9 protein-coding genes are annotated in these 15,096 nt (G+C 46.0%); 1 reads left to right on the top strand and 8 read right to left on the bottom strand.

Features of this window, described 5'->3' with window-relative positions:
• Positions 1-40: 40 nt before the first annotated feature.
• The 4 genes from PBAL39_RS11470 to PBAL39_RS11455 all read right to left on the bottom strand — a co-directional run bounded on the left by PBAL39_RS11470 (position 41) and on the right by PBAL39_RS11455 (position 3,489).
• Entirely contained in the window at positions 41-397 is a 357-nt protein-coding gene (locus PBAL39_RS11470; protein WP_008241530.1) for a heavy-metal-associated domain-containing protein, read from the bottom strand.
• Between the two features lie 93 nt (positions 398-490).
• Positions 491-889: a hypothetical protein gene (locus PBAL39_RS11465; protein WP_008241528.1), complete on the bottom strand. Its 399-nt coding sequence runs from the start codon at positions 887-889 to the stop codon at positions 491-493.
• Between the two features lie 68 nt (positions 890-957).
• Positions 958-1,170: a heavy-metal-associated domain-containing protein gene (locus tag PBAL39_RS11460; protein WP_008241526.1), complete on the bottom strand. Its 213-nt coding sequence runs from the start codon at positions 1,168-1,170 to the stop codon at positions 958-960.
• Positions 1,171-1,275: 105 nt separating this feature from the next.
• Positions 1,276-3,489 (bottom strand): cation-translocating P-type ATPase, encoded by a 2,214-nt coding sequence (locus tag PBAL39_RS11455; RefSeq protein ID WP_008241524.1) that lies wholly within the window; start codon positions 3,487-3,489, stop codon positions 1,276-1,278.
• 314 nt (positions 3,490-3,803) lie between these two features.
• Here PBAL39_RS11455 and PBAL39_RS11450 point away from each other — a divergent pair, with 314 nt between their 5' ends.
• On the top strand, positions 3,804-4,604 hold the full coding sequence (locus tag PBAL39_RS11450; RefSeq protein ID WP_008241517.1) for a PAS domain S-box protein: 801 nt from the start codon (positions 3,804-3,806) through the stop codon (positions 4,602-4,604).
• 164 nt (positions 4,605-4,768) lie between these two features.
• On the opposite strand, the gene PBAL39_RS11445 is transcribed toward PBAL39_RS11450, so the two are convergent.
• The 4 genes from PBAL39_RS11445 to PBAL39_RS11425 all read right to left on the bottom strand — a co-directional run bounded on the left by PBAL39_RS11445 (position 4,769) and on the right by PBAL39_RS11425 (position 14,978).
• On the bottom strand, positions 4,769-5,659 hold the full coding sequence (locus tag PBAL39_RS11445) for a PorP/SprF family type IX secretion system membrane protein (protein WP_083801740.1): 891 nt from the start codon (positions 5,657-5,659) through the stop codon (positions 4,769-4,771).
• A 199-nt stretch (positions 5,660-5,858) separates the two neighbouring features.
• Complete coding sequence (locus PBAL39_RS11435) at positions 5,859-6,614, bottom strand: gliding motility-associated C-terminal domain-containing protein (RefSeq protein ID WP_008241514.1); 756 nt, start codon at positions 6,612-6,614, stop codon at positions 5,859-5,861.
• The gene (locus PBAL39_RS24670; RefSeq protein ID WP_083801739.1) at positions 6,614-9,745 is read right to left on the bottom strand and encodes a tail fiber domain-containing protein; all 3,132 of its coding nucleotides are present in this window, start codon (positions 9,743-9,745) and stop codon (positions 6,614-6,616) included. Before PBAL39_RS24670 ends, PBAL39_RS11435 begins: the two co-directional genes overlap by 1 nt.
• Positions 9,746-9,788: 43 nt before the next feature.
• On the bottom strand, positions 9,789-14,978 hold the full coding sequence (locus PBAL39_RS11425) for an S-layer family protein (RefSeq protein ID WP_008241512.1): 5,190 nt from the start codon (positions 14,976-14,978) through the stop codon (positions 9,789-9,791).
• Positions 14,979-15,096 lie beyond the last annotated feature (118 nt).

The following is a 15,096-nucleotide window of genomic DNA, read 5'->3' as shown; positions in this document are numbered from 1 at the left end:
AATGACCCTCTTTCTTTTGTTTGTTATCTGTCAATGAAGACTAGTGTTTCATGGTAGACTTGATTTTGCCTGTACGGTCATACTGACAGCAGGTAGGCAGCTTTTTATAGGCAGCTGTAGTAGCTTTGAACTTTTCCGTATCATAACCTACAGCAGCAACCTTTTTCTGTACTTCGTCGTTACTCAATTTTGAAGCATCATAGTTTACTTTAAGGATTTTGGTTTCTTTGTCCCAGTTGGCGGAATTTACGCCGGGCACTTTCAGTGCAGTTTCAATTGTTTTTTTACACATGCCGCAGTTACCGAGCACTTTGATACTGTCAGTTTTGGTTTGTGCGAATACAGCACTACCGATAAAGGTCAATGCGACCACAGATAGGAATCTGAATGATTTCATAAGAATAGTTTTTAAGAAAAAATGAAATGGAAAAATTGGGCTACATCATGTAGCAGGGGCAGGAATCTGCCGGATTACAAAAGAAAGAGGGTATTATATTCTGTAGGTACAGTTTTTTATGAAGACAGGAACGGGCTGCCCATCGGGCGGCGCATTGCTGAAAGCAGCTTTGTTAAGGACTGCAGGAAGTGCTACGTCGTCACTCAGAAATATCGGCGTCGACAAAATAGCCACTGAGGGTGCATTAAAATCGTATACCGTCTGATTGACTTTCTGTGAATTGTCAACCTTCACCTGCTGCTGTTCATCCTTACAGCAGGATTTGGTTTTCGACTTACTGGTAGGCATGCCACAGTAGTCACATTTGTCTTTTTTATGCTGATGAAGACCCCAGCTGACCAATTCCCCCATGCAGTAATGAAAGTGCACAGTCGCCCCACTGGAAACACCCAGGTAAAAAATGGCGAGTATAGTCAACAGGGTTCTTTTCATTGCAGATCAAATATGATCATTTCCAGGCAAATATATTTATATAATTCGGAATATGTTTTACAGAATTCCTAAATTTCTTCTGCTACATAACCTGCATCGGCCAGCGAAGACTTGATTTCAGCAGTATTCAGCGTTTCATTTCCTTGTATTGTAAGAATCTTATCTGCCGAACTGGTGTCTACTTCCCAGTTGGAGATCGAGGCGATTTTGTCCAGAAAAGGAGTTACCGTAGCGATACATCCGCCACATTTGATGTTTGTTTTAAACTTTAAAGTTTCCATATTGATATTAGTAATCGTTTAATTGTGAATATTGTTTTCTGTCAATAATTGATGTAAGCATTGAAGTGGTTTGTTGTTATTCATAAGTTTGGTTTCAGCCATCAATCAAAACCTGATGAATTTCAGTCTGAGGCTATTGCTCACCACCGAGACGGAGCTCAGCGCCATTGCGGCACCTGCAATCATCGGGTTCAGGAGGAAGCCATTTACCGGGTAAAGCAATCCTGCAGCCAGGGGAATCCCAATCAGGTTATAGATAAATGCCCAGAACAGGTTTTGCCGGATGGCGCGGACGGTAAGCCTGGAGAGGCGCAGGGCTTTTGGCACCTGCATCAGCTCAGAAGAGACCAGCGTAATTTTCGCCACGTCAATCGCAATGTCAGAGCCCCTGCCCATGGCAATAGACACATCGGCCTGGGCCAAAGCCTGACTGTCATTGATGCCGTCACCAATCATGGCGACCATCTGCCCTTCCGCCTGCAGCTGCTCAATAAATTTAGCCTTATCTGAAGGCAGCATTCCAGCTTCAAAATGATCGATGCCCACTTTCGAAGCTACCGCTTCAGCCGTCTTCCGGTGGTCACCCGTCAGCATATATACCGCAATCCCCTGTGCTTTCAGCAAGGCAATTGCTTTGGAAGAACTCTCTTTGATCTTGTCGTTGATGGCCAGTGCCGCGAGCACCTGGTTTTCCGCACAGAAATAAACAACTGTCTGCGCCTGCTCTTCCCATTGAGCCACTTCAGCAATGAGCTGCTCAGGTAACGTGAGCTGTTCATCGTCCAGCATCTTGGCGCTTCCCAGGAGGTATCGGTTGCCATCGACCTTGCCCTCCAGCCCTTTACCGGTGATGCTTTTAAAGTCAGTAACCGAGGCAGGCCTTACCTGCTCTGTTTTCAGATAGGCCACCACTGCTGCTGCGAGCGGATGCTCGGAGGCCTGCTCCAGTCCCATCAGGACTTCTTTAAATGCGGCTTGCCTGTCGTCGCCAGTGATGGCCCAGTTGAGCGCATTCACAACCGGTTTTCCAGATGTAATAGTACCTGTTTTATCCAGCACCACAGCAGTCACCTTATAAGCAAGCTCCAGTGCCTCAGCGTCTTTAATGAGAATACCATTTTCAGCACCTTTACCTACACCCACCATAATGGCCGTAGGTGTGGCAAGGCCGAGTGCACAGGGACAGGCAATGACCAGCACCGTGACCATGGCAAGCAAGCCTTGTGTAAAGGCATGCTCGCCACCGAGCAGGAGCCATAACCCTAGAGTGAGCAGGGCGATCAACATCACTACCGGCACAAAAATACCAGCAATCTTATCTACCAGTTTCTGTACCGGAGCTTTAGAGCCCTGTGCTTCCTGCACGAGCTTAATGATCTGGGCGAGCATCGTCTGGCCTCCCACCTTAAGGGCACGAAAGCGGAAACTTCCTTTCTGGTTGATGGTCCCTGCAAAGACAGGATGGTCTTTCTCTTTCCATACCGCCAGGGGTTCTCCGCTGATCATGCTTTCATCGACATAAGAGTTTCCCTGCTCAACCTTTCCATCGACGGGAATTTTCTCTCCCGACCTCACCAGCAATAAATCACCCGGCTTGACATCGGTCACAGGAATTTCCTGTTCTCCATGGTCTGTAACCAGTAAGACGGTCTTCGGCTGCAATCCGATCAGCTTTTTAATGGCCGAGGAAGTATTTGACTTTGCACTTTCCTCCAGCAGCTTACCGATCATGATGAAGACGATCACTACTGCCGCTGCCTCGAAATAGACATGCGCATGCAGGCCCCGCTGATGCCAGAATTCCGGATTTAAGGTATTGAAAACGCTGAACAGGTAGGCGATGCCCGTGCTGAGTGCAACCAGGGTATCCATGTTTGCGCGACCATGTGTTGCCTGTTTCCAGGCGTTGATAAAAAAGGGGCTTCCGAACACAAAAAGCACCGGGCTGGTTAAGGCCAGCATATAATAATTGCCATAAGGCATGTCCATAAAAAACATACCGATGACGACCACAGGCAGACTGAGTATTGCTGCAGCGATGGTCCTCTTTTTTAAGGACTGATAATTGTCGTTCTGTATCTCCTGCTGGAGCTGATCCGCACCTTCCGTTTCAATGATGAGGTCGTACCCTACCCCCTGGACTGCTTTTTGAAAAACTTCAACTGAGGTGACTGCAGGTTCGTAACTTACCTTTACAGACTGTGTCGCATAGTTTACCTCTGCCGAGCTGACACCCTTCTGTGCGGCGATCATCGACTGAACACTGGCCGCACAGCCGGCACAAGTCATGCCCAACACAGGTATCGAAATGGTTTCCATATAATTATTAACGGGTTAGATCTTCAAAATATGCCAAAATACTTCTTTAAGGCCAATACAAAGATAAGCAGCATCCAGCAACTGCTTTTTATAATATTCCAGAAAAGATTTACATAATAACGGTATGGATTAACATTCAGCTAAAAAAAGAAAGGTCGAATGTAAAAAATATCATTTTTTGTTGTGCTTATATAAATCAAATATTATTTTTTTGGTAGCTTTGTCATTATTTATTTTTTATTGATACACCATGACAGGTAAATAAAGAATTCTGCTATGTTAACGTGATCTTATCTCTATGACCTACCTCAGTTTTGAAAGCAAAGAATTATAGCATCCCACTGATCTATATCATGCTTGGTGTCCTCTGGATTATGCTGAGTGATGTGTTGTTGGGTACCTTACGACAAACCCTTCCTGCAAAAGTCATTCCTTATGCCGATACGATCAAGGGCATATTTTTCATTTTCTTTACTGGTTTTCTTTTATACCTGCTGATCAAAAGAGATAGGAATCGTATGATTGCGAGCGACAACAGGAGGATGGCGGAAATCGTCGATAAGATGAACAACATGATCATCATTTCAGATACCTCAGGAAACATCAGCTGGGTCAACCGTGCATTTGTGAACATTACCGGTTATGCGATGCATGAAGCTATTGGAAGAAAACATGGCGACCTCTTATATGGACCAAAAACAGACATGGAGGTCGTAAAGGCACTCAATCAGGCCATATATAACAAAGTCTTTTTTAGTGGCGAGCTGGTGAATTATGGCAAACATGGAAACGAATACTGGTCGCAGTTTAACTTTTCACCAATGTTCAATTCGCGCGGCGGCCTGGAAGGATACATTTCTGTGGAGAACAACATCAATGACAGCAAGCTAAAAGAAGACGAAATCGTCCGTCAGCATGAAAAGCTGAAGGCAGTCTCCTGGCTGAACTCACATGAGATCAGGAAACCTGTAGCTTCCATACTGGCACTGACAGACCTGCTGACTGACGAAAAAGATGAGGAAGAACGGAAAGAGCTTCTTGATTACCTGATACAAAGTACGACCGAACTGGACCACATCATACACCAGATTAACGAAGAAGCGGCAGTTAAATAATATTCAGGGCTACTGTTAAACACCTCTTTCCACAGATACGGTCACTCCAATCACACGGTTAATACAGTTCAGGAATACCATTAAAAATACCAATACTAAACGGTCCGCAGCATTTCCCTATGTCTGTAAATGTTATCCGGAAATCAGCTGATACCGGAGCGTTCTTATTCCTTGAATAGGTTGATCTTCAAATTGATCTCAAAATCACCTCCAGTACGCTGCCGCTCACCTGCCAGCTGACTTGTATAAAATCCCTGAATAAAGTAACGGTCATAGTTTACACCCACGCCAAATGTAGAACTCTTGTCGCTGTGGTACATCGCCAGGAAGGAAATTATATTTTTCTCCAGCTTCAGGTTGGTACCGATATCCCAGATGTTATCAATGTCTTTTGCTCCCCTGAAGCTGATTTTAGGTTCCAGCGACAAAACATCCAATTGAGTGCCGATTTTGTAGGATACCGCAGCGAAGTAGGTAGAACCATCAATCGTATTCTGGTCGTCCTTTTCGAAGAACTTTTTAAGGTTTGGCAGCGCCGCCTGCATGGTCAACCGATCATTGGTATAAGCAATACCGAAATCACCATCGATATAAGCTTTACGCTGATTGAAGCGCTCTGCGAGGATATCATCCGGTTCCGCAATGATGTTGTTATTGTCCAGTCGTTCTTTCATCACCCCAAGAGAAACACCGAAATGAAGACTCTTTTTATCGCCATTTAATGGCAGGTGGTAAGCGTAAGTTCCCATCACACGCGTACGGCCGATCAGACCAGCCTTATCATTATACAGATTGAGTCCGACACCCACTTTATTATAGCGGTAATCACCACTCACAGCCATGGTTACCGGAGAGCCAGGGATAGAACGCCATTGATTTCTGTAGCTGATGTTCATGTTCAGACCTTCGTCCATTCCCGCAAAAGCAGGATTGCTGATGTATTGATTTTCATAATATTGGGCACCCAGCGGCCTGATCTGTCCTGCTGCCTCATTCATGCAACTCAGCAGACCCAAGGTCGCGAATCCCGCCAATATGCGCTTTGTATTTATCATTGTATTATTTATAATCTTTTTTATTCCGGACCTGATATTTCAGGTCCTTTACTTTCGTCTATCCTGCCAGTGTTTGTTCGAGATGATTTACCCTTTTTCTGCATTTCCTTTTAAAGAACAGGCGATCATTTTAACCAGGTGTATCTACTCTTTGACCGGTGCTACCATTTGACACAGGTACTACTCTTTGATACAGGTGCTACTCTTTGACAATAGAGATGAAGCCTGCTTTTTTGGCTTTACCTGAATCAATATAAAGGATGTAGTAATAAGTATCTTCAGGAAGCGGGTTGCCATTGAATTTTCCGTCCCAGGTATTGTCGTAGCCAATCATGGAGAATACCACCCGCCCCTCTCTGTCATAGATTTTCAGTTCATTATTGGGATAGAGGTGTATATTTTTAACAATCCAGAAGTCATTCACACCATCCCCGTTGGGAGTAATCATGTTGTTGGCTTCAATGTCCTTGTAGGGAGTAGCAGCAGTAGATTCCATCGTTACTGCAGTCAGATCCGAGAAGCTGATTGGCGCACTGAAGAGTTGCCCTATGTAACGTTCAGCAGGATTCACCGCACTTTCCTTCACGAGGCTGAAGTCTTTATAATTGCTGCTGGTTGTTCCCGAATAAGCCAGAACAAGGTCTTCTGCTCTGTTTCCGTTAAGTTCAATATTGGCGTAGGTCAATGCAATCTCGCCTTCAAAGGTCGCCGGTCTGCTGAAGCGGTACATGCGTTGGATACTGTTGAACTTTGGCCAGATCACTACGGTTGCTTCTTTTGTCACCATCAGGTTGTTCATGCCCCAGTCGTTGGAAGGGACAAGCGTCAGACCTTCCGTGCTGAACACAGTTCCGTTCTGAATGAAGAGTCCTTCAGAGCCTACTTTCAGCTGTGCGGAAGCAGCAGTTGAGCACAACAGCCCTATGGCTAAGTAAATGGTATATATGCGGTTCATTATTGTATTTTCTTTAAGATGCTGTTGATCTGCTCCTGTTGCAGCTTCATCTGTTCTTCCTGCCTGTTCACTTGTTCCTGTTGTTTGACCATCAGCGTTTTCAATGTTTCAATCTGTTGCTGTTGTTCTTTAACCGCCTGGATCAGGACACCTGTAAGCTGGGTATAGTCGACTTTAAAAAATCCGTCAGCCCCCATGACAACCATCTCCGGATACACCTTTCTGAGCTCCTGGGCAATGACACCAATCTTCGGTCCTGCAGCATATTTGTGCTGGTCTTTATATTCGTATACCACTCCCCTCATCTGTTCCAGATTTTGTAGTACGGTAGTCAGTGTTTTAATATTTGTCTTCAACCGTTCATCCGAAGGAATGGCAAAATTTCCGTTGACAGTGACATCATGAGCAGTCAGGTTCTGTGCGAAGAAAGCATCACCGGCAGTATTAAAAGTAAGTCCTCTACCCTCTGTGCCATCGTTGCTCAGTGCATATACGCCCAGTTTAAGGTTCGTGGCTGCCTGGTGATTACCCAGGTTATCTTTACCTGCAGCAGCTGCCGTTTCCAGTCCGAGGTCCACATATTTTTTAGTAGCTGCCTCCTGATCCAGCGTAGGGTCAATCAGATTTTTCAATTTAAAACCTCCGAAATCAACGTCAGCCATTGCAGGGCCAAATCCGCTGATCGTAATATTTTCCTTTGCTGTTGATATGGCATTTCCGCTGGCATCACCGATGAACAGCTGGCCATCAGCCAGTTTATTATCCAGAGGCACCCAGGCTGTTCCATTATACACATACAACCTGTTTTCAGTAGTATTGTAATAAGTATCACCAGCAACTGCACCTGTAGGTGCTGTTGGACCAGCAGGAGTTTTTGTGGTCTTGGAGTCTACATATTTTTTTGTTGCCGCATCCTGGTCTGCAACCGGATCAGCAACATTGGTCAATTTAAAGTTGGTGGTACCGTCCCCGAAGGCGACATCTGCTTTTGCAGCCCCCAGATCACTCAGTAGAATAGTGTTTTTGGCGACCGCTTCTGCCTTATTGCTGGCATCCCCTACCAGCACATGATCTGTCGCCAGTGTCAGCGATTCAACAGCACTTGTCTTCGTGTCGACATAATTTTTCGTTGCAGCATCCTGGGCAAATATCGGATCTGCCAGGAAGCTGATTCCATATTGGGTAGTCACATCACCCATGACTACATTTTCTGCTGCCTTACCAAAGCCGCTTATGGAAATCGTATTTTTTGCTACCGCCCTCGCCTGCCCCGTAGCATTTCCGACGAACAGATTTCCTGTCGGCAATGCCAATGAAGTTGAAGGCGTTTTGAAGAGGTCGTCAATGTATTTTTTTGTGGCAGCGTCACCATCTGCCAGCGGTAACCCCAGGTTGTTTAGTAAAAAGCCACCCAGATCGATATTAGATGTGGCAGCGCCGAATCCATTTAAGGGTAATGCGGAAGGTAATATTTCAGCAGCCTTTCCATCTGCGCCACCCAAAAATAAACTTCCTGTAGTCAGGTTGATATTTGCGGCAGCAACCGTCTTTGTATCAACATATTTTTTGGTTGCCGCATCCTGATCCGCTGCCGGATCAGCAAGTCCGGTCAGTTTGAAATTGCCGAAGGCGACATCCCCTGCAGGAGTACCAAAGCCACTCAGGGGAATAGCCGTCTTTGCCGTGGCCGTGGCCACATTTGAAGCACTACCTACATAGAAATTGCCTGAAGCCAGAGAAAGATTACCGGCATTGACCTGACGGGTGTCCACGTAATTTTTTGTAGCCGCATCCTGCGCTGCAGCGGGATCAGCCATATTGATGATCTTATAATTTCCTCCGGCGACACCGCTTCCCATGGAAACATTGGCGCCTGCTTTATCAAAACCACTGATTGGAATGAGGTTTTTTGCGATAGCCGTTGCTTTATTAGTGGCATTCCCCACAAACATACTGTTGTTGGCGAGGGTTAGGTTTCCGGAAGCGGACATGAGTGCATCCACATAACTTTTCGTGGCTGCATCTGAGGCGCCCGAAGGATTTGCCAGGTTGGTGATCTTGAAATTAGTGATGCCATCTCCGAAGGAAACGTTATCCGTAGGGTTTGCAAAGCCATTCAGCGGAATTTTGGATTTATTCAGTTTTTCATCTGTAATTGCGAGTGGCTTGATGGTCAGCATACCAGTATTGTTAATCTCAGCATCACCGGACAAGGTTACTGATACTGCAATATCAGAAGCATTACCAACAAAGATATTTCCACTTTTAAGGACGTTATCCAGTGGCACCCATGTGCTGCCGTTGTACACATACAGTCTGCGGTCAGAGGTATTATGGAACAGATCACCTGCCTTAGTCACAATGGTCTGGGTATCGGGATTGGCGTTTCCACTGGGCGTTGATCCGTTTGTTGATATTTTAAGCCATCCTATTCCATTATAGATATAAGTATTGTCTTCGTCTTTATTGAAAAACATATCCCCTGTTTTCGCCGGGTTAGGAAATTCAGCAGAAGTACCGCTGGAGATACCGCCTCCTCCTACCGGCACCCAGCCGTTTTCAGTATAGGCATAAAGTTTCTTTTCTGTTTTATTGTAAAACAAGTCGCCAAACTTACCGGTAGCAGGAATTTCCGCATCAGTACCGGACTTGAAGCCCCGGATGTCCTTGTCAATATTCGCCAAAGCAATATTCTGCATGGAAATCCTAAGGTTCTCATTCGCATTTTCGGCATCATAGGTGACCAATGGATAACCATTTTCCGTCGGTCGAAAGAGTGTTCCGGTTTGAAATAACGCAGGGTAGTTATTCCAGTCTGCTGTCGCACCTGACAAGTAAGTCACATCAACCGTTATGTTGGAGCCTCCACCTGCTTCCTTTGTAATTTTATCAATTCTAAATAATTTTCCTTCATAGTCAGCAATAAAATCACCTTTCAAAATTTCATCAGCGGTACGAATATATAGCGGATCCGTAAAGGTACCTTCCACAGAATAATTGGAACCAGGGCTCGAAGGGGCATCACTCACACCCGTAATCAGAAAGCGTCCGTTGAGTGGCGTTTGTGCATTGCTGTTCAAGCTAAATAACCCGAACAACAAACTTGAAATTATGTATCTGAATATTTTCATTAGCTCCTCATCGATCTTTGAATTTCAGCTCCGTTTCCTTTGTCTAAAAAGTAACCCTGAATGTCCATTTTTTATATCCACCTAACGTGAAATATGTTTTTACAGTGTTGTCAGCTATCCCCTGGATGGCTAGAAAATAGGAGTTGACCAAAGCAATCGTCCTCGTTGGTGAAGCCGACCGATCATAAAGAAATATTCCTCCTGGATATAGCCCATCAGCATCAGAATTGGCTATGGTTTTGTCCATATAGATATAGTCCATTGTCAAATTTGGACTTGCACCTTGTGCATTTGCTTCACCAAGCAATGCGTTGTCTCCATTAATCTGAACACTTTGAAGGACTACACCCTGAGGAATAGTAAATTCAAATAAGTTAGGAAATCCCGAAGGTGAGCCATCTTGTTTACGACCTGCCTTCTGAACTACAGTAACCCCCGGTCCGGATGCATACACATAAACTGCAGCGTGACCACTTGGACGGTACATTTGCATACCACCGCCACTTCCGCCGCCTGTTGCGGGAGCTACCCATGTTGCTGCCGTTCCGGCACCATTTACAGTCAGCACTTTATTGGCATCAGCTGTGGTGATGTCTGCAATTTTGTTGAGTTTAGTTTTATCCCCAGGGATCATCAGACTAGCATCAGTTGTTGATCCTGCCGGGATGGTTGCCGATGTTCCTGTACTTGAGTTTACTGCGCCCGCAGTTGCAGAGCTGGTATAGGTCAGATTCGTCGCTCCACCAGTTCCACCGCCACCAGAACCGCTCTTCGCAGCAGTAATGCGTCCTTGCGCATCCACAGTAATATCAGCGGAGGTATAAGAGCCAGCAGTTACTGCCGTTGCAGCCAGGCCGACGGTTGGATTTCCGGAAACCCCGTTTCCATTGGTCACATCTAGACCTGTACCTGCGGTGATCGTGCGTGCAGCAAGCGTACCATCGGCAGTTTTTGCGACCACGCCATTTGCTGTCAGACCGGAAAGTGCAGTCAGGTTTACATGTTTATCCTGCTTGCTTGCATCGGCGGCAGCAGTGATGGTGATATTGGCAGAGCCATCAAATGCAACTCCATTTATTGTCCTTGCAGTAGTCAGCTTATCCGCTGTAGCCGCTTTTGTAGCCGTACCAGTCAGGTTCGCCGTGATGGTTCCCGCAGTAAAGTTTCCTGAAGCATCCCTTTTGACGATGGTACCCGCCGTATTGGCATTTGTTGCCGCATTGGCCAGGTCAACACCTGTTTTGATGTTAGCCGCAGATGCACCACCAACCTCAGAGACTCTTGGCGCATCAGCAGTACTGGTTGTACCGGCTAAGTCGCCGCCCAATCTTACAATACCTTTTGTTGTAGAACTTGCATCACCCGCCCCGGCAGTCACCTGAGCATCAACATAAGTTTTTACTGCTTTTGCAGAAGGATATTTGGTATCCGATGCAGCATCTGTGCCGCTGATGCTGATCGTTTTATTGCTGACATCCTCTTTATCACCAATGCCAAGTTCTGTTTTCAATTGAGCTGGAGTAACCTGCCCCAGTGTTGTTGCACTCGTTGCTTTGATGTAGTTACCTGCAGTATAGGAGTTGATGCCTGTACCGCCATTAGCAACACCTACCGTTCCGGAAACCGTGGTTGCTGAAGCAGCATTACCAGTGATGTTACCCGAAATATTTCCGCTGCCATCTCTTTTGACAATCGTTCCTGCAGTATTTGCAGTAGTTGCCTCGTTGGCTAGTTTAGCACCTGCAGCAACCTGAGCTGCAGTTAATGCACCGACAAAACTTACCTTTGGCAATAGCGCCGTTCCGCTCAGGTCTCCACCAAGCTGAACAAGACCTTTGTTACTGATGCTCGCATCCGGCGCACCAGCCGCGGCCGCAGCATCAACATAGGTTTTTACTGCTTTTACGCTTGGATATTTATCATCCGAGGTCGCATCTGCAGAGATACTGATACTTCTGTCGGAAGTATTTTGTTTCCCGTCCAGAGCCGCTTGTGTAAGCGTACTGATTTGTTTATTGGCATCACTCGTATTTTGTACATTTCCAAGTCCAAGGTCTGCGGCTGTAATCGTCACATTACCTGTTTTGGTATTGACACTTTGTACACCACTTCCAGGGGTCAGGATTTCTTTCCAGTTGTTGATATCGGTTGCAGGTCCCTGTGCCAGCACATAACTTTTTGAAGCTGTAGTGTTGATGGCCGTACTTCCAGCCTGGGTCACGCCCAGGGCCAGCATTTGTGCCTCAGTAGTCACGACATTTACAGAAGTAAGCGACAAGGCCGGCAATTGAGCTGTAGGAATTTTACCATCAGCACCCAAGGTAGCTACACCATTGTTCTGGGCTTTCTCGGACTTGTCAATTTTTGTACTCAGACCAGCTGTCAATGCATCTTTTGTCTTATCACTCAGTTCCTTGCTGGCATCGCTGGTGTTGTCTACCAGATTGAGACCTAAGGCCGTTTTCAGTTGTAAAGGAGTAAGCTGAGCAAGACTCTTTTGACCATCTGCAACGAGAAAATTCCCTGCAGTGTAGGAATTGATCCCTGTTCCCCCTTTTTCAACAGAAAGTGTAGTAATTAAGGGTTCTTTGTCTTTTAGTCCCGGAACCGTTGGTGCCGAAGCAAACCCGCCCAGGTCACCTGCAAGCTGTATTTTACCGAGAATCGTTGTGGTCGCATCAGGAACTCCGCCGGCTCCTATTACTGCATCATTGACCTTTTTATCTACGTAGGTCTTTGTTGCTTTTTCTGACGGATATTTATTATCGGAGTTGGTGGCAAGCGTACCATCCGTTGTTTTATTCGCTACATCTTCTTTAAGATCAACGCCCAGATCAGTTTTCACCTGATCAGGTGTTCTCTGCTGCATCGTTGTAGCATCGAGTGCATTGATATAGTTCCCCGGTGTGTAAGAAGTAATCCCAGTACCACCATTGGGTACCTTTACAACACCTGTTACTGAGCCCGCAGAAGTAGCAGTCGTTGCGTTTCCATTCAGGTCGCCCGTTACTGTTCCTACGGTAATGTTTCCAGAAGCATCTCTTTTTACAATTGTTTCTGCAATGTTTTGAGGAGTAGCGTCGTTGGCCAGATCTACCCCTTTTTTAATATCTGCAGCCGCTACGCCACCTACCTTAACAACAGTTGGTGCATCGGCTGTTCCACCAAGTTCATTGGTCAGCATCAGTTTACCTTTCAGGGAGTTTGTTGCATCAGCAATCCCACCTTTCGCATCGATGTAAGTCATCACTGCATTTACGGTAGGATACTTCACATTTGATGCAGAATCCAATTGCATATCGGTACTTTTATTTTTAGTATCTTCTTTAGCTGCGAGTGCTGCCTCTGTATCCCGGCTGACCGGCTTATCAAGGTCGCTGGTGTTGTCAACAGCACTAAGGCCGAGGTTCGCTTTTGCATCCACAGCATTGTTAGCACCTGTACCACCATTGGCCACAGCAACAACGCCGGTGACATTCGCTGCATTACCGGAAATACTGCCGGTTACCTTTGTTCCGCTGACACCAGTAATTTTAGCATCCGTTACGCTGCCATTTTTGATTTTATCAGCCGTGATCGCGTCATTAGCAATAATTGGTGCCTCCGCAGTACCACTCAGGTCACCTGCCAGCTGAACTTTACCTTTCAATAGGGTTGTAGCGTCCGGTGTTCCCGAAGCTACTATTGCATCCAGTGCATCCTGCGTCGCTTTACTGATCGGCTTATCCAGATCTTTGGTATTTTCTACATTATCCAGTCCGAGGTTTTTAAGCGCATCGGTTACATTGGTTGCTCCCGTACCACCATTAGCGATCGCTAGTGTACCAGTATTACCTCCACCAGAGGTACCATTGCTTGCAGCGATAATTCTACCGTGTGCATCTACAGTAATGTTTGCAGCAGTATAAGCCCCCGGGGTTACCGCTGTATTAGCCAAACCAAGCGGTGAAGCGGTTGTACCTGCACCTGTTAATGTAGCATCATGTGATACTGCGGAAATGCCATTACCGTTACCGTTACCGTTACCGGAACCTACCAGCGCAGCAAGGTCCACATGACTGTTGCGCGGCCCGGAAATGGACAGTATCGTTCCTGCTAAGCTCAGCGACTGGTTAAGGTCGTTGAGACTAACGGAGTTTCCTCCTTTGATGGATAAATTCTGAGCAGCATCAAAGCTAAGACTTAGTTCCGGCAGCGTGATGCCGCCTGCAATCTTATCGTCGACGTATTTTTTTGTAGCAGCATCCTGGTTGTTGACTGGTGCAGCCAGGTTAGTAAACCTGAAACCTGCCATTGGAATGTTTCTTAAAGGTGTGCCAAAGCCACTCAGAGGGATGTTTGATTTATTAAGGTCTGCATTGCTCACGGTTCCATCCGCTATTTTTGCAGAAGTCACTGCATTGTCGGCAAGCTCAAGCGTAACATCTTTAAGCACCGCCTCCGATCCATTTAGGATATTGATAGTACCAGGAGAGGTAATAGATTTCCCCGTTCCTGGCAATGAATTCCCCGGATCGCCCTTTTCACCTTTTAGGCCTTGTTCACCTGCAGGCCCGGCTACACCTGGAATACCAGGCAAACCAACAGCGCCGGAATCTCCTTTTTCACCCTTTTCACCTTTTTCACCAGGATCACCTTTATCGCCTTTCTGTGCCACAGCTCCGTCCTGGCCTTTTTCACCCTTTTCTCCAGGGTCACCTTTGTCTCCTTTATCACCCTTATCGCCTTTCTGTGCTGCGGCCCCGTCTTCACCTTTATCGCCCTTTTCTCCTTTCGCACCTACGAGGAGGATACCGTTTACAGGCCAGCTGCCGTTTATTTTTGGACCATACAAGGTGTTATTTGAGGTGTTCAGATAAAAATCGCCATTTACGCCGATGGCCGGTGCAGGAATGACCGCACCATTGAGGATCGTGTTTCCATTTGCACCGTTTCCACCATTTCCGGTACCCAGTTCAGTGTGGTTCGTCAATCTCATCCACTGTCCGTTATTGTAAAAATAGAAACCGGCAGTGTTGTTGGTTTGATATACCAACAACCCATTGGCAGGGTTATTGATAGCATCACGCTGTAATAGTGACATTCTTGGAATCAGTAAACCTTTTGAAGTTGACAAAACTTCAAGTTGTGCACTGGCATCAGGGATGCTTGTTCCTATTCCTACTTGTGCTTTCGCGCCGAATGCGAACAGTAATGCGATAAGCATGGCGTAATGCTTAACTTTTTTATTCATGAGATACCGTATTTAGATGGAGTATTATATTTTAAATAAGTGTTTAATTTGAACCGGAAGAAAAGAACTTACCTTAACGTAAGACATACACCATCAAAATCAATCAGTAAAAGTTCCA

The organism is Pedobacter sp. BAL39, assembly GCF_000170795.1.
In the GTDB taxonomy this organism is placed as follows: domain Bacteria; phylum Bacteroidota; class Bacteroidia; order Sphingobacteriales; family Sphingobacteriaceae; genus Pedobacter.
Note: the sequence above shows the minus strand (reverse complement) of the source record. Positions and strands in the feature narration are given on the sequence as shown.